The sequence below is a fragment of the Flavobacterium collinsii genome (assembly GCF_902804485.1).
Taxonomy (GTDB): domain Bacteria; phylum Bacteroidota; class Bacteroidia; order Flavobacteriales; family Flavobacteriaceae; genus Flavobacterium; species Flavobacterium collinsii.
Map to the genome: position 1 here is coordinate 25,049 of NZ_CADCST010000105.1, position 17,322 is coordinate 42,370.

12 protein-coding genes are annotated in these 17,322 nt (G+C 33.9%); 11 read left to right on the forward strand and 1 reads right to left on the reverse strand.

Annotated features, from left to right (window positions below; translation table 11 throughout):
- Positions 1-15: 15 nt before the first annotated feature.
- From FLA105534_RS17060 to FLA105534_RS17095, 8 genes are all read left to right on the forward strand, one after another.
- A complete protein-coding gene (locus FLA105534_RS17060; protein WP_173967301.1) occupies positions 16-4,893 on the forward strand; it encodes a T9SS type A sorting domain-containing protein in 4,878 nt (1,625 codons plus the stop codon).
- 90 nt (positions 4,894-4,983) lie between these two features.
- Positions 4,984-7,434, forward strand: a complete 2,451-nt coding sequence (locus tag FLA105534_RS17065; protein WP_173967302.1) for a porin family protein — start codon at positions 4,984-4,986, stop codon at positions 7,432-7,434.
- A 32-nt stretch (positions 7,435-7,466) separates the two neighbouring features.
- Positions 7,467-12,383: a fibronectin type III domain-containing protein gene (locus FLA105534_RS17070; protein WP_173967303.1), complete on the forward strand. Its 4,917-nt coding sequence runs from the start codon at positions 7,467-7,469 to the stop codon at positions 12,381-12,383.
- A gap of 6 nt (positions 12,384-12,389) precedes the next feature.
- Positions 12,390-12,869: a hypothetical protein gene (locus FLA105534_RS17075; RefSeq protein WP_173967304.1), complete on the forward strand. Its 480-nt coding sequence runs from the start codon at positions 12,390-12,392 to the stop codon at positions 12,867-12,869.
- A 153-nt stretch (positions 12,870-13,022) separates the two neighbouring features.
- Positions 13,023-13,175: a hypothetical protein gene (locus FLA105534_RS17080; RefSeq protein ID WP_173967305.1), complete on the forward strand. Its 153-nt coding sequence runs from the start codon at positions 13,023-13,025 to the stop codon at positions 13,173-13,175.
- Between the two features lie 47 nt (positions 13,176-13,222).
- Entirely contained in the window at positions 13,223-13,639 is a 417-nt protein-coding gene (locus FLA105534_RS17085) for a hypothetical protein (RefSeq protein WP_173967306.1), read from the forward strand.
- Complete coding sequence (locus tag FLA105534_RS17090; protein ID WP_173967307.1) at positions 13,636-14,157, forward strand: hypothetical protein; 522 nt, start codon at positions 13,636-13,638, stop codon at positions 14,155-14,157. Before FLA105534_RS17085 ends, FLA105534_RS17090 begins: the two co-directional genes overlap by 4 nt.
- Positions 14,157-14,879: a hypothetical protein gene (locus FLA105534_RS17095; protein WP_173967308.1), complete on the forward strand. Its 723-nt coding sequence runs from the start codon at positions 14,157-14,159 to the stop codon at positions 14,877-14,879. The genes FLA105534_RS17090 and FLA105534_RS17095 overlap by 1 nt, the downstream gene beginning before the upstream one ends.
- Here the strand turns inward: FLA105534_RS17095 and FLA105534_RS17100 are convergent.
- On the reverse strand, positions 14,869-15,159 hold the full coding sequence (locus FLA105534_RS17100) for a hypothetical protein (RefSeq protein WP_173967309.1): 291 nt from the start codon (positions 15,157-15,159) through the stop codon (positions 14,869-14,871). The genes FLA105534_RS17095 and FLA105534_RS17100 overlap by 11 nt on opposite strands.
- A gap of 642 nt (positions 15,160-15,801) precedes the next feature.
- Between FLA105534_RS17100 and FLA105534_RS17105 the strand changes: the two genes are divergently transcribed.
- The 3 genes from FLA105534_RS17105 to FLA105534_RS17115 all read left to right on the forward strand — a co-directional run.
- Positions 15,802-16,119 carry a hypothetical protein gene (locus tag FLA105534_RS17105; RefSeq protein ID WP_173967310.1) on the forward strand — a complete coding sequence of 106 codons (318 nt, stop codon included), beginning with the start codon at positions 15,802-15,804 and terminating at the stop codon, positions 16,117-16,119.
- Between the two features lie 173 nt (positions 16,120-16,292).
- Positions 16,293-17,126: a deaminase domain-containing protein gene (locus FLA105534_RS17110; protein WP_173967311.1), complete on the forward strand. Its 834-nt coding sequence runs from the start codon at positions 16,293-16,295 to the stop codon at positions 17,124-17,126.
- Between the two features lie 7 nt (positions 17,127-17,133).
- On the forward strand, positions 17,134-17,322 hold a 189-nt coding region (locus FLA105534_RS17115; RefSeq protein WP_173967312.1), incomplete at its 3' end, for a hypothetical protein.

Genomic DNA, 17,322 nt, shown 5'->3' on the forward strand with positions numbered 1-17,322 from the left:
AACAAGCCTATAATTATGAAAAAAATCTACACATTACTACTTATAACTTTATTGGGATATTCGCAGATAAATGCACAATCAACCAAAACAGTTACTATTGTAACACCAAAACCAATTACAATTACTGGTACTCCTAGTTACACAAATGCAACAGAAAATGGTAAAGCCGATGGCAAACTCTCTATTGAATTTGAGGGCGGTACAGGTGATTTCGAATATATTTGGTTTAAGGGCGGACAAAAAATTACATCTCTTAACTGGGATTCACTTCCAGCTGGAAAATATATTATCTATGCAAAAGACAAAACTAGGACATGCCAAAGTAATGGTTTTAGTTTTACAATAAATGAGCCTGAAAAAGTAATAGTCAGTGCCCCAAAACCAACCAATATAACATGTCCCGGAGGAACGGGCAGTATAACAGCTACAGCCAAAGGAGGATTTCCTTACAGTCCAACACCGATAACCCGAACTTACACTTACACCTGGTATAACTGCGACAAATCTGGAACTATTATTAATACAAATCCAATTTCGGGACCAAATAATAGTCCCTCAATTTCGGGACAAAATGCAGGCTATTATAAAGTTTTTGCGACTGATAGCGAAGGAGCCACTTCGGAAGGATTTGTAGTTGAATTAGAAGCTAATCCTCAAATAAAATCAGTGATACTATCTAAAAAAGACGTTAGCTGTTTCGGAATAAATGATGGTGAAATTCAAATTAGCTTAGAGGGTGGAGTTGCTCCATTATCCGTGCTATGGAATGACAACAGTATCAGTACAAACAGAACGGGTTTAAAAGCAGGTACTTATTGGTATACTGTAACAGATGCTAACTCCTGTAAATTTACCAATAATGTAATAACTGAGATTACTCAGCCGCCAACAGCGTTAGGCATCTCAAAAACAATAGAAAAAACACAACCTACATCTCCAACAGCAGCCGACGGTACCATTACAATAACGACAACAGGAGGAACTACTCCGTACACCTATGTATGGACAAAAAATGGTCAGCCATTTAGTGCCAATACTAATCCTGGCACAGGACTTACCACCGGTTTAGAAAATGGCAGCTACCAGATTAAAGTAGTAGATAAAAATGGCTGTAATGCCACTACCAATATAATAGAATTAAAAGCCCTGTCAATAGCCCAAATTAACAAAACAAACATTGATTGTAAAAGTAGTGCAACCGGCAGTATAACTATAGAAGCAAGCGGAGGAACTGGTACTTATTTCTACCGTTGGATTAAAATAGAAAATGGTATCGAAACCGAAATTTCCGGACAAACTAATTCGACTATAGCGAATCTTGTTACGGGTAACTACAGAGTTGGAGTTAAGGACGATAAAAAAGAAATTTTCAAGGATTTTTATCTTTCTGAGCCACAAGATGCGCTTTCAGTAACCCATACTTCTACAGATGTAAGTTGTAACGGAGGCAATAACGGGACAATTGCATTAGATATAAAAGGAGGAACAGGTCCATACAAAGCTACTTTTAAAGATATTAATGATGCCTCTAAAATAATAAATACAACAAAATTAATAGCAGGAACCTATTCTTATATCGTTACGGACAAAAATAACTGTACTTATAATAGTCCCGCTAACATTGAAATCACTCAAAATGCTCCTGTTACCATAACAAGTGTAGTAAAAAAGCAACCTACTATAAATACAGCAAATGATGGTCAAATAATTGTGAATGCAGATGGGGGAACAAAAACATATACTTATTCCTTAAAGAAAGATGGTGTTAGTACAGGTATAACCTACACAACAAATACAATCATTGGATTGGGAGATGGAGTATATGAAATAATAGCAAAGGATAGTAACGACTGTACTTCTGCTTCTGAAACCTTTACACTTAAAGCATTGGTTATAGCCTTTGTAAATAAAATCGACGTAACTTGTAATGGAGCAAATACCGGTAGTATACAAGTGGTTACAAGTGGTGGAACTCCTAAAGACTTAAACCAATACAATTACAAATGGTATTACAAACGAAAAGTAGCAGATCAATATACTTTGTTAGTTGAAACAACATCGGACAAAATCGAGAGTTTATATGCTGGTTTTTACAAAGTAATAGTAACGGACAATGTAAATATTTCAAGAGAACTTGTTATTGCAGAATTGACGGAAAGACCTGCTATAACCTGCACTTTTACTCAAACAAATGTAAATTGCTTTAGTGGCAGCGATGCGACCATTACCTTAAATATTCAGGGAGGAACCGGAGATTATCATGTTTTATGGAATGATGGTGTTACTACAAAAGACCGTGCAGAGATTCCTGTCGGAGACTATTCTTTCACAATTATAGACGATAATGGTTGTTCTTATTCAACAGCACCTGCAATTGTTAAAATCACTGAGCCTCTAAAACCATTAACCATAGCTTCTTTTGAAAAAGCTGATGCAAGCGGCTATCTGTTAAAAAATGGTCATATTGATGTTTCGGCAGCAGAAGGAACATTTCCATATACCTACCAATGGTATCAAGGAACCGGAACTGCTAAAATAATAATGACAGGAAAAACAAACCGTCTATTAGATGGTATTGGTTTAGGTACGTATAGCATTATAGTTACAGATAAAAATAAGTGTACAACGGAGGCATCTTACATCATTAATCAACCTGATGAACTTTTAATCACTTCCATTACAGAAACCCAGTCTATAAAATGTTTTACTAATAAACAAGCCATACTAAAAGCTACCATCTCTGGAGGAGCTCCTATTGGAATTCCTGATACCGATAAAGAATATCTTTATAAATGGTATAATGTGTTAACTCCAAATATAGTAGCTTCTACAACAAATTCTTCCGAGACATTACGTGCCGGAGATTATATTTTAGAAGTTTCAGACGGATTTGGAAACAGCTATACTTCGAATCCTGTGACTGTAACTGAGCCAAAACTTTTAAAAATTAATTATACTCAAAAAAATGTTTCCTGTTATGGCGGTAACGATGCCGAGATTGCAATAAATATTACCGGAGGTGTTGGTCCATATAAGATCGTGTGGAGTACTGGAAAAAATGCAGACCAAAATACAATTAAGGATCTCTTAGCATCAACCTACAATGTTACTGTAACGGATGCTAATTTATGTACAGATTATCAGGAAATAACAATTACAGAACCTCAGGCAATGAGAATACAAGTTTTAAAAACACCTCCATCTGCTTTAGGTCAAAATGATGCAAGTATTAAAGTTACTGTCGTTGGAGGTACTCCAAATTACAATTTCGAGTGGTTCGATAAGGATGGAAACTCCATTTATATTGATAACGACAAAGAATCCAACAGTATTAATAATATCTACGTAGGACAATACTTTATTACCATTATTGACGCAAATGGCTGTAAAATTGACAAAAGAGATTTAGATAAGGTTGATCCTCTTTCTATAAAATTAACCCAGATTAATATTGTAAAATGTCATGGAGATGCAACAGCCAGTGTCAAAGCAATTACCTCAGGAGGACTTCCGGGTTATTATTACAAATGGTATGATGTAAATAATCCTGCCTTGATCATTAGCGAAAATGAGACTTTGATGGATGCTAAAGCAGGTACTTACTATGTTATTGCAACGGATTCTTTTGGTAAATCAATAAAAAGTGAAACGATTACAATCACGGAACCTACTACTCTTGACAATTCTCTTTCTTCTGAATATACCCGTTGCGGTGATGGAAACGATTGGACTATTACATCAGCGGCATCACAAGGTACGGCTCCATACTCTTATTTATGGAATACAGGTGTCAGAACTCCAAATTTAGTAAATGTTCCTCCCGGGAATTATTCTTTATTGGTAACTGATAACAATGGCTGTACCATCACGAAAACAATTACACTAGTTGCTCCACCACATCTGGAAGCATCCGAAATAATTAAAATACCAACTTGTTACGCCGGTTCTGATGCTACCATTACTGTGACACCTATAAACGGTATTGCTCCTTACAGCTACTTATGGAATACAGGAGAAAAATCGAATGTGTTGAGTAATGCCCCAGCAGGAGATTATACTGTGGCCATCACAGACATGAAAGGCTGTATCATCAACCATACGTACACCATCGTTAATCCTCCAAAAGACATTATCAATATTGGAGAAGACGTAACCTTATGTTTTGATCAGACCTTAACCATCAATGCTACAATTGACGACGATAAAGCGACATATTCCTGGACATCTGATAAAGGTTTCAAGAGCAACAAAGCTATGGTTACCGTTTCTGAACCTGCCAATTATACCGTTGTGGTCACCAACAAATTGGGTTGTGAAGCTAGCGATACTATCAAAATATCAAGTCAAAACACCGCAATTAGTGCCGAATTTGCTGTCTCGAGTCAGGTATTCAAAAACGAGAAATTCATCATCGTTGACATTAGTAATCCTGATGCCGACGAAATCGAATGGGTAATTCCTGCCAACGCAACAGTAATCTCGAAAAACAAAGATTTTGCCGAAATCAGTTTTAGTCAGGCCGGAGAATACGACATTACACTGAACACCAAAAAAGGAAACTGTACCGCTTTTCAAACCAAGCAGGTCTTAGTGACTGAAGGTGAGTATGAAGATAATAATCCGGACGATGAAACTTTGAAAAAATTTGATCTGAAAATCTATCCAAACCCGTCAAAAGGAACTTTTACTGTAGATGTATTACTTGATAAAGTGATGCCTGCACATGTTAAAGTTTATAATTTGAATAACAACTTGCTAATAGATTCAAAAACTCAGGAGGGCAAAGACAATTATCTGTTCAACTTTAGTCTTAACGGACTTCCTTCAGGAGTATATTTTGTGTTATTCGAGTCACAACAAGGAAGTAAACTGAGAAAAATTATTATCCAGTAAACTTTAATCTATCCGGCAAGTAAAAATTATAAATTTCAAATATTACTGGAAATCAAGAAAGAATACTCTTGATTTCCATACCCATAAAGAATGATTTTAAAGAAAATAATTTTAATTACACTACTGCTTTTTACAGCTGCCATTGGTTTTTCGCAAAACTTTAATGTACAGGAACTGGGCAAAGCCAAGCTAATAAATGTCAGTGGTGGTGCATCTGCCAATACCGTATTCTATTCCGGTAATGCTACAAGAGAACCCTTTAGTTACTTTTTGAACGGAAACATCAATTTCAACATTGCGAACCTATATAACATTCCGTTTTCCTTTTCCTATACCAATCAAAAATTCGGGTACAACAAACCCGTTTTAATGAATCGTTTGAGCATACATCCCTCTTATAAATGGATTACAGCCCATATTGGAGACATAAGTATGACCTTCTCTCCTTATACCTTAAGCGGTCATCAGTTTACCGGTTTTGGAGTCGATCTGACTCCACAGGGGAAATTTAAAATCAGTGCCATGTACGGACGACTGTTAAAAAGCAACGAATATAATTCTGCCTATCCGGATATCCTGCCTGCCTACAAAAGATTTGGGTATGGTTTTAAAACAGCTTATTCTTTAGAGAAAATAAACCTGGGACTTACTTTGTTTAAAGCAAGAGATCAGATCAATTCTTTAAACAATCCTGTGCCATTTGAACTGGATGTTACACCAAAAGAAAATGCTGCCATTAGTTTTGAAACCAATTTTAAACTTTTTCAGAAGCTACAAGTCTCTACCGAATACGCCAACAGCAGTATTACAGAAGATTTGAGAGCTGCGCAAAGTGGAAAAACAAAAGAAGTTTCCTCTTTTTTATTGGGCCGAAATAGTACAACCACAAGTTACAGTGCCTTCAAAGGACAGTTGGCTTACCCGGCAGGAAAAGGTACTTTAGGATTAGGTTACGAACGAATTGACCCAAACTATAGAACCTTTGGGGGGTACTATTTTAACAACGACTTAGAAAACATAACCGTTAATGCCACACAAAATCTGTTCAAAGACAAAGTGTCGCTTGCCCTAAATTTAGGTCTTCAGAAAGACAATTTAGAAAAACAGAAAGAAAGCCAGATGAAACGTTTGGTAACCTCTGCCAATGTCGATTTGAGACCCAATCAAAAATTAAACCTGAACCTAAACTACTCTAACTTTCAATCGTTCACCAACAGCCGCTATCAGTTTGACTACATCAATCAGGTTTCTAATTACGAGTATTTAGACACTTTGAACTTTAGGCAAGTCAACCAAAATTTAGGTCTGACGGTAAACTATTTACTAAGAAATGAAAAACAAATAAAGAAAGCCATAAGCGCCAATTTCTCGATGCAGGATGCCGTAAATCAGCAACAAGGAAAAGCAGTTGCAGGCGGAGCTTCGACCTATTACAACTCCGCCCTTACCTATTCTCTTGGTTATCCGCAAAAAGATTTAAGCTTCAATGGTTCCCTAAACAATACTTATGGACAAACGGATAGCGGAAAGAATTTTATTATCGGACCAACCGTCGGAGCTTCCAAATTGTTTTTGGAGAAAAAACTGAATGCTACTGCTTCGACCAGTTACAACACCAGTTACAATAATGGCGAAAAGCAAAACGACATCTTCAATTTCAGATTGAACGGGTCTTACATTTATCTTGAAAAACACAATTTCAACATGAGTGTCATTACCCTATTCAATAAAACGGGCACGGGTAGAAATAACGATCTGACGGCTACCCTTTCGTATACGTACTCTTTCGACAAAATCAAAATGCGTCCGAAAAGAGAGCCAAGAACCGAGGAGGACATGAATCTTACTTCTATTCTGAAAATAAACCTCAACGGAAAGGCTTTAGAAGGAACGCGTGATCAGATTACAGCCCAGTTAAAAGAAATGCAATTGGCACTAAACCCATTACCGGAAAAAGAAAGCACAAATTTAGAGCATTTACTCACACAGGCTACCCTTGCATCAGATGACAAACAGTTTAAAGAGAAAGCTTTAGATTATCTGGAAACGTATAATACAGAAGCCGAAAATGTAAAAAAATACAATAACTACCTTTTGGAAGCAGCCAAAAAACTGGAAAAAGAGATGAAAAGCAAAGACGAAAGTCTTGAAAACACTTATGTTGCAGCAATAGGAAGAGTAAACAGCCATAAACTGCATGGTGTGAATGAAGCAGAGATCACCGATAAAACAGCTTACAAATCGTATCTCAAACTGGTGGAAAGAAGCAACAACAACCGCGATCAATTAACCCGTCACCGATGGATGCTAAAAGAAATTTCGACATTAGCTAAACTGCCTGCTGCCGAAATACAGCAAAACCCAATCGCAGTTGTTTTTAGCACGGAGCAGGTTGAAGAAGTTTTTAAAGCAATAAAAGACAAAAAACTTGACCCTGAAATAATCACTGCTATCGAAGTCAAAATGATTCCGTTTTATCACAAAATCGCCCTTAAAAATGCAAAACCTGATGAAATCGATCTTAACCATATTCAAAAATAAAGGATTCAATACGAATACTAACCTGACAAAAAATGGATAAACCTCAATTACCCAAAATGCTGAAAAAACTGTACCTATTCCTGTCGCTGCTTTGTTCCCTGGCGGGATTCAAAGGCTATACACAGACCTTTCCTATTTCGGTCAATACTCAAATTACACAGCCCTCGCCTATTTATCTGAGTAAATATGCTGATGCGACTACCATAAACAGTCCCATAAAAATTCAATTGGTACTTAACGATTTGACCATCTCAAACCGTCAGGTTCGATTAAAAATATACTTTCAGGGCAACGGAGTTTCGTTCAGTAACAACGATTTTGTTGTAGGAGCAAAACCACTTTACCTCGAAGGAGGGTTTCCATTGCAATTAACCAATGTTGATCTGGCTCCCTATTTTCAATACCAGAACTTGTTGGGATTAAATCCAAATCAATATGCACAACCTTTACCAGAAGGAATTAGTAACTTTTATGTAGAGGTATATGATTTTGCTACAGGAAAAAAACTGTCCAGAAAAACGGGTACAACTACTGTTATTTTTCAAAATGAACCGCCCTTCCTAAACCTGCCTTTAAACAATGCTTCGATCATGCAGCAAAACATTCAGAACATTGTTTTTAGCTGGACACCGCGAAGCATCAATGTCAGTAATGTAGAATACGAATTTTCATTAGTCGAAATCTGGGACAATTATACTCCGGTGCAAAATGCCTTTGCCTATTCACCGCCGTTGTATACCACCACAACCAAAATGACTACCCTGCAATACGGTATGAGTGAACCTCAACTGATTCCCGGTAAAAAATATGCGTGGCGCATCAAAGCGAAAGCCATTTTAGGAGCCGAAGAAATTGGAGTATTTAAAAACAACGGTTATACCGAAATCTTTGCTTTTACCTACGAAGTATTCTGTACCTCTCCCCTTGCCGTTAAAACGGAAAGCATTGGTCAGGATCAGGCCAAAATAAGCTGGAGCGGTAACATTGACAACTTTGACTATCGGGTAAACTATCGTGAGAAAAATTCCGGTTCGCAATGGTACAAAGCTGTCACACCAAGAGAAAATATTACACTTAGCAACTTAAAACCCAACACCACCTACGAATATACTGTAGGAGCATCATGTGATGTGGGCAAATACATTAACAGTTCAATATTCGAATTCACTACTATTGCCAGAGACGAAATTGTATTTCAGGGCTGCGGTATCAAACCGGATCCGAGAGATTTAGCGAACCAAACCCCACTTCCGGAGCTTTTTCCAAATGATGTCATTACAGCGGGAGATTTTCCTGTCGTAGTTTTAAAAGCCATAGGAAGTAACGGTAACTTCTCCGGAGAAGGTTATGTAACCCTGCCCTTTTTAGAAAAATTCAGAAAACTAATTGATGCTGCTGATGCCTTAGGTGCAAAAGATGAAAACGGAGCTTCAAAAGGAAACCTTAGCGAAAATACCCGAATCAGAATAACCTTTAACAACGTTGGTGTTAATAGCGATTTTAAATTAATTTCAGGAGAAATTATTGCAGCCTATGATCCTACCTGGAGCGGTATCTCAGATTTAGATGGTGTCATCAATGACGCCTTTGGTGATGCCGGAAATGTGGTCAATCAGGACATCCAGTTTCCTATAAAATCAGTAGTAAAAAATCCTGATGGAAGCATTACAATAACAGGTCCGGATGATGTTAAAGTTAACTTGCCAAAAACCGTAAATGATATTATAATTACGGATAAAAACGGTAAACAATATGCCGTTCCTGCTAATGCTCCTGCCGGAAATATCGAAAAAACAGGACAACTCGCTCCGGGAGGAATTCCAAATTCCAAGAATACAAACGGAATGGGATCTGGTGGAAGTGTGACTGAAATTTCATCTCCGGATATAAATGTAATTTTCTCTAAAGGAAATGGATTTTATGCTTTTGATACTGCTCCTGCAGCAGCAAACGGAAGCTTAGGTAAAACTTATGAAACAATCCCTCAAAAAAGCGGTGGTACCTATAATGTAAATTTGAAAGCTATTTCAAACAGTCCTAATAAAACTGATATTGTAATCGCAACCGCTAATTTCAAAAACGGAAAAACCAAAAAAGACATTGTTTTTAAAACTCAAAATGGTACTGCTATTGACAGTACTCAGATTGTTTGGAACGACAATGTTGCCACTTTAACCCTAAAAAAGACTTTAGATTTTGCTAAAGAAACAGTCATTGCAACGGTTAAACCTGCTACATCAAAAGACCCGAAAGAAACTGTCGGGAAATACGATATTGCCGGAACAATTGATTTATGGCATTTGACCAATAAAAAAGTAAATGTAACACTGGTTAGCGTTAACAATGCTTCAATACCTGCTAATGCAAAAGAGCAATTGAATGCAATTTATGAACCAGCCGGAGTAACATTTGACGTTAATACCATAAATGTAACCTTAAACAACAGCTGGGGAGAAAGCATCGAAACCAGTGATAGTGACTTACTAAACACCTATACCCCGGACCAACAGCAAATCACCAATAATCTAAAAGCAAAATTAGGTTCCGATTATAAAAAAGACACCTATTATGTAATTTATACCGGAGCTCCTTCCGATAAATCAAACCTCCTTGGCTTTATGCCGCTGAAACGACAATATGGTTTTATTTTTAACAAAACCAATACCGTTCGCACATTGGCACACGAATTAGGTCATGGTGTCTTTGGCTTGAAGCATCCATTTACAGAGTATAACACGGCAACAACCACAGATCTTTTAATGGATTACGGTACCGGAGTGCTTTTAAGCCACAACGACTGGCAGGTACTCCATGCTCCAGGGTTACAGTTGTATCCGTTTATTCAGGGGGATAGTGATGGGGAATTTGCCGGTGGTTATGTTATAAGCCCAGATTACCAAATATTTTCGATTGGTTTAGATAAAACGAAAGTCGATAAGAATACCTACAATAATAATGATATAATGGCTAATGACGGTACACTTCCCGGATTTGTATTTAATGAAAACCAATATTGGTGGAAAGAAGGAAAATATATAAATGCTACTAATAATTATACGTTAACAGATTTATCAAGCAACATAAATGCACTCAAATATAAGTGGTTATTTTTATTTTTTGACAAAGAAAAAGATTGTGGAAAAAGAACCTATTTGTCGGTTAAAATTGCTGATTACATTGCTAGCAAAAAATCTCTTAAAGATTTCATAAGCCAATATAAAGATTCTAAGACTAAGGAATTTATTGTATGTAATGATCCAAATGTTAAAAATTGGAATGAAATAAATACCTCAGGTGGTAATATTAATAATGCATTTATTGATTATTCTGATGGGAAAGATGGTAAATCTCCATTTAGTAATGAGCAAAAAAGTGAAATGAGTACAACCATAACTAGTATTGATTCTGGTTTAGAGACTAACTTAAAGGTCTATTTATTAAATACAGGGCATCCTAAATATAATTTGCAAAAGGCAGAAGCTGAAAATGATAAATCAGCAAATAAATTAATTTTTACTTATAGTGAACAAAGTAAAAAGATAGATTTACAACATAAATTTTCTGTACCTAAATGGTTAACTGATGCTTTGCCAGCCACATATTCTAATTCAAGTTGTACTTTCGAATATATAAACGAAGGTCTTACAGAACTACATAAAAATCCTGCTTATAAAGCTTCATTAAGTTTTGACCAGGCTTTGCAGGAAGCTAGAATAATAACATATCGTGCTGCATTTGGTATGATTTATTGTGCTACAAATGAAGAAGCAGTTCAAAGTTCAAATGCTGCAACAAAGTATGTAGCAGGTGTTTTACACGAAGTAATTGCAACCGTCGATCTTGTTGAGTTAGTAAAGGGGCTTACAAAAATGGGAACTTCGGCAGTAGATGCAAATGTAAATAGCTATAAGGAATTTTATCAGGATATTCAAAAAACTTGTGATGAGTTAAAATCAGGACAATCAATAGAGCCAGCTGTATTGGCAAAAAAATTACTACCTCCGGGTATTCGAAATGATATAAAATTGTATAACACGGTTGTAGAAACCGCTAAACAATTTTCATCATTTTATTTCTCAGATTGTGATAAGTACAAATTTAAAAATGGGCAAATTGGCGATATTTGTGCATATCGTTATGGACAAATAACAATAATGATTGTGCCAATCGTACTTACGGCCGGTGAATATTTGTTTGCAAAAGTAGGAGGATTAGTTGGTAGGCTTAAAACAATAAGTACTCTTGGCCGTACAGAGGAGGTTGCTAATTTATTGATTGAGGCTGAAAAAACGGGAAAAACAATTGTTAGTGAAACGGAAAGAATAGTAATTAAAGAAAGTGATGATGTTGTTACTGCAATTGAAAAAAAAGCAGATGAAATCATTATAAAAAAAACAGTTAAGATTACCACGACTGACGAATTGAAGTCATTTTTAACTACAATAGATGAAACAACTACGATAGCTCAGCTTGAAGAAAAAGGAATAAAATCATTGTTTAGAGGGACAACAAGAAGTAAAGCTGATAATTCTTTGTTTACAGGTAATACAAATTCACAAGCATATGGTATCTCAACTTCAACGGACCCAATTAAAGCTACAATTTTTGCAATAGAAAGTGCTACTGAGTATGGAAGTACGAAAGGTGTTTTACAAATAGGCCTACCAAGTGATTTAAAATCTCTTAAACTTAATTCTCCTAATATTTATCGTTGTGAAAAAGAACTTGAAATTGTAATTCAAACACCTGCAGATAATTTTGCTAATTTAGCGGAAGTAGAAATTTCTGTTGAACATGCGAGGGAATTAGTCAAAGAAGTTTACAATATTGATTTAGATACAAAAATCTATAGAGACGTTTCAAATGAATTACTTGAAACCTTACCTCCTTCGAGTTTAGAAAAATCCTTTGAGTTTTATCAAAAGGCTCAAAAATATAATTTAAAATAATATACTATGAGTTTTATTGACGAATTTTTTATAGAATTAAATAATGAAGGTGAGTTAAAAAAGTATCCGTCTTTACTAATAATGGACTTACCAAAAGAAACTGATATACAAAAAGGTAATTTAAAAGAACCTAATAGTGTGAACTTGCTTTATGTATTTGCAACTACTGTCGTAGGTAATGGATACTTGGAAATTAAAGTTAATACCAAATTTGATATTATTTTCGCAAAGAAAAATTCTAATGATTTTGAAGAATGTAGTGTTATCCTGCGATACGTCAATATGAATCCGCGTTATCAAATTGATTATTTACCGGGGGGGGCTATAGGACTATGTTTGTTAGAATTTCCTAACGGTAAACCAGAACTTTTCAATAAACTTAAATATTATGGCGAAAAAAAAGATTATAACAAGCATGATACAATAATACTTACACAAAGAATAGTAATTGAGAAATTATTGAATAGTTCAATGGAGAAATCTTGATACTATAGCTCGAATCCCAAATCTAAAAGTTAAAATAAAGAATTCATCAGTTTCTTTCAAGAATAATACTGATAATGAGCTTATTTTTTTTACGAAGTAAAGACTAATAATAAATATAATTGTGAAATTTCAAATGAAACCAGAAAACTCTAGATGAATCAAAAAGTAAAAGCGTATGAGCTATGGGGTGATGAGAAATGGGATGAATTATATGATTTCTTCCATGCAGATGCAGGTAATGAAATTAATGGAGGTTGGCCACCGTTTGACGGCTTCATAAAAATAGAAACTATAAAAAAGACTTAGAAATTCTAGCAGAGGGAGGAATATTTGATCGTTTTCAAAATCCAAAAGTGGATAAAGCTGATGGAAAAATTACAGAAGTTACTGAATTAGGTGGTGGATTTGCAAGTCCTGTATACAAAAATGAATATAATAAAATTGACATTCAATATACCTATGATTCCAGAGCTTTATTAGAAGATGTACAAGAAGGTATGGTATATATAAAATTTAAAATAAAAGATGCATCAGGAGTAGAATTTAGCTATGAAAACGCAATTCCATGGAAAAATAAAAACGGTATTACACAACAAGGATTTGCTAAACAAATACGAACAAAACCAAAATTCCATGAGTCTTCTTTCAAAAAAGGAATTACTTATGATATTGTACAACGTTCTGTTTTTAGAGGTGGTAAGTGGGTAGATGAAATTGAAGATTTAACTTTAAAAATAGATAAAATAACTAGTAAACTTGACTGTAAATGAAACTAATTAATAAATTTTATTGTACTCAAACTGAAATCCTTGGAAACGGCAGTGAAAAAAATAATGAAAATATTGTTTCCATTAAAACAGAATTAATTAGACCTTCCATAAAATTTTTAAATAGTGATGGAAGTATTATATCTTCTGAAAGAAAAGCTTTTAGAAAAAAATTAATCGCTAACCCTTTTGTAGATCCAAGTGAATCTTTTACGTTGAATGAGTTATTATTCTTATCTAAAACGTATGAATTTGATATTAAAGAACATGCAATCCACAAAGGATATTATTTTAGTATTTTAAAAATTAACAAACTGTACAATTCCCCTGGAGACATTGTTTTAATTGAACAACAAGAAAAAGAATTTATGATGATTGAATTCAACCGATGGAGTTCTGAAGCGCATCCAAGAAATGCAGGAGAAGACAGCTTAGGAGAAGACACTACCTATATACATGGAATATGGGAAACTCCATTATTAACAGATGAAATAATCTCAAAAATTAAGAACAGAAGATAATGAAAAACAAAATAAAGTTATTTTTAAATCTGTGGATTATATTATTTACATTTTTAAATGCAAATGCTCAATGTGAAACAATTATAAGGTTCTTCAAAGATGATATGTACACATCGAAAGAACTTGTAGCCTTTTCAGAAACAAATCCACAAAAAGCGTTTGATTCTTGGAAAGTATTACATAATGAAAAAACTGGTTTAACAAGAAATATAGAAGAGCTTACTCTGGTTTCAAAAAATTTAGATGAGATTAAGAATGTAGGTGGGTACTTGAAATGGAAATCTTTGAAAGAACCGATAGACCTACTAAAAGTTCTGGATGAAGATGGTTATGCAGTTATTAGGGGTGTAAATAATGAATTTGTAGCAAGGGGGTGGCTTGGTTTTGATAATGAGCTAAATCTAACAATTATCACTAAAGGAACAACTCTAGAAGGTAAAGGACGCGCAGTCTTTCAAAGTCTGTTCAATTTCATTAATACAGAATATGATGAGATTTTAAAAATAAGAGGAACGTGGCGTTCAAATGATACCGTTGCTGATAATCTTAATAGCTTCAACGATTTTATTAAAAACGGTATGTCTCCAAATGAAGCTGCTTTAAAAACGTTCACTGGAAAAATGGCAATAGAACATAAATTTACAAAAGCGAATGTTTTACCTACTAGTATAACAAGATCAGATGGGACATATAGTAGTGTCGATGTTTTGTTTACAAAATAGATGAAAGATCACTATTACTATAGTAATAATTTTTAAAAAACAAAAGTAGGTCTTCAATATCAAGAGAAGATTTACTTTTGTTTAATGTAATACTGATGATATCATTGTCTTCAATTTTTTCGATTCTCCAAAAATCATTTTCATTTACTAATAAAAGGAAAATCCATTCATTAAAATACTTAGAACAAAAAGTTATTCTTTCCTTTCCGTCTCTCTTCTCTTTATTTGGAAAGACAAAACTTGTAAATCCAATTATTAGAAATTTTTCTTTTATTGTCATATTACTTCGTTAAAGTCTTTTTATTTCATTTCTTTGACATAGCTACAATTAAAAAAAGATAATTTACTTTTTACAATTACTATATAATTTTAGAATGTATTCATTCTCCTTTCAAAAATTCAAGATTAATGATTTACAAGATTTAAGCTCTGTTTTATGCTATTGAGCGTTTCTAAAATAGAATAAGAATACTAATAGCTTTATAAACCTAATTTATAACAAACAGTAATTCTCAACAAACATGATTATTTCAATCTCAATTCCATAAATCATTACAATCTGTTTCTCAACAAAAGTAGATAAAACAACTTTACAAAAAAAACATATGCATTCTTCTTGCTTGAAAAATAAAGAATACAATACAAGCTTAAACTTATATCAAAAACTATTATTCTTAAAAAATACTTTTTAAATCCACAAAGGATATTATTTTAGTATTTTAAAAAATTAATAAACTGTACAATTCCCCTGGAGGCATTGTTTTAATTGAACAACAAGAAAAAGAATTTGTGATGATTGATTTTAACCGATGGAGTTCTGAAGCGCATCCTAGAAATGCAGGAGAAGACGTTACCTATATACATGGAATATGGGAAACTCCATTGTTAACAGATGAAATAATCGCAAAAATTAATTACTAAAATGGAAATAAAAACTCTTCAAAAATATTTAGGGATGGCGGTTCATTTTATTTATTATCATCATCATAGATTGAATAATGAAAAAGTGTTTGAAGATGATTATTGGGAGCATTTATTAAAAACAGGAACATTGGAATATTGGGAAATGTTACATAAATGTCTTGACTTCGCTTTAACTCAAGATGACTACTGTTTATCAATAGTTGATTCACCATTTAAAGAGCGCCATTCTGAGGCTGATATTAAATTGTTTTTCGAGAAATTTCACGTTTATTTAAGAGCATGTTTACAAGTTAAATTTGATGGTCTTACCCCATGATAGTAAAAATACTTTTTCTAGAAATGAATTTACTTTATAATCCATACATTGGCGCGAATTATATAAAATTCAAATTATTAAATTCCGAGATGATTCTTATTTTGGAAACACCCCTTTAACACCTAGAAAAAGTGAATAACGAGTTTACAAGTACTTACTTTAAAATAAACTAAATGAAAAATATAATAAAAAGATTCCTTCTTTATTTATTACTGTTATCAAGCCTAATCACAAATGCAGGTCCTGGAGATCCTTGTGCATTGGCAACTTTAGTAAGTGATTTATCAACTTCTGGCACTGAATTCAAAACCGTAGTCAAAGAATCTGATGGGTTTAATGCATGGTTAATTCTAAATAATGAAGCTCCCTCTCTCAGAACTAATATAGAGGAGATCAAATTAGTTTCTAAAAATTTAGATGAGATTAATAATGCTGGCGGATATATAAAATGGAAAGATTTAAAAGATATTGAAAAGTTTCCAACTCCCTTAAACGAAGGAAAAAATATTTTTAAGGGATACGCTTCTGACTATTTAAAAGCAAAAACTCGATTTAAACAATTTCGAGAAAATACTATTTATGAATTACGAAAAAAATATTCAGGAAATGAATTACTAGAAGAAATTCAGAAGTTCGACAAACGAAATTTAGCTTATTTTGATGGTAAAATAGATAATCTATATATAACTTCAAGCGATGTTAAAATAAGTGGTAATAAATTTGATGGAGAGCCAATATTTGATTCATATAAAATTGACAAGCAAAGTAATATAAATACTGATACTGCATGGAGTAGAGAATTTGACACAGAGTATGTAGGATTAAGTGAGATAGCTCAAAAACTAGGAGGTAAAAAAGGAACTATTCTGTCTAAAGTAAAGGGTGAAATTACAATTGCTTCTGAATTACCATATTGTATTTCCTGCCAAGGAGTTATACAGGATTTTGCTAATATGTTCCCCAATGTGAAAATAAATTTGGTAGATGGAATTAAAAACATAAAATAATTTTAAAATGGAAAATATTGATTTTGACACTAATCCAATTTGTAATATAAGAGAAGAGAAATTCGATTGGGGAGAACCTTATAATATATACACTCCAATTTTCAAAACAGACATCGAAGGAAATCTATCAATTTTGGAATTTTCTATTGAATTATTTGGAAAAAACAATTTTAAAAAACAATTATTATTATTACAC

Excerpts from the sequence above, each read along its gene's own strand:
- FLA105534_RS17060 (WP_173967301.1), top strand. The coding sequence starts at position 16 with ATGAAAAAAATCTACACATTACTACTTATAACTTTATTGGGATATTCG.
- FLA105534_RS17080 (WP_173967305.1), top strand. The coding sequence starts at position 13,023 with ATGAATCAAAAAGTAAAAGCGTATGAGCTATGGGGTGATGAGAAATGG.
- FLA105534_RS17070 (WP_173967303.1), top strand. The coding sequence starts at position 7,467 with ATGGATAAACCTCAATTACCCAAAATGCTGAAAAAACTGTACCTATTC.
- FLA105534_RS17095 (WP_173967308.1), top strand. The coding sequence starts at position 14,157 with ATGAAAAACAAAATAAAGTTATTTTTAAATCTGTGGATTATATTATTT.
- FLA105534_RS17075 (WP_173967304.1), top strand. The coding sequence starts at position 12,390 with ATGAGTTTTATTGACGAATTTTTTATAGAATTAAATAATGAAGGTGAG.
- FLA105534_RS17065 (WP_173967302.1), top strand. The coding sequence starts at position 4,984 with ATGATTTTAAAGAAAATAATTTTAATTACACTACTGCTTTTTACAGCT.
- FLA105534_RS17100 (WP_173967309.1), bottom strand. The coding sequence starts at position 15,159 with ATGACAATAAAAGAAAAATTTCTAATAATTGGATTTACAAGTTTTGTC.
- FLA105534_RS17105 (WP_173967310.1), top strand. The coding sequence starts at position 15,802 with ATGGAAATAAAAACTCTTCAAAAATATTTAGGGATGGCGGTTCATTTT.
- FLA105534_RS17090 (WP_173967307.1), top strand. The coding sequence starts at position 13,636 with ATGAAACTAATTAATAAATTTTATTGTACTCAAACTGAAATCCTTGGA.
- FLA105534_RS17110 (WP_173967311.1), top strand. The coding sequence starts at position 16,293 with ATGAAAAATATAATAAAAAGATTCCTTCTTTATTTATTACTGTTATCA.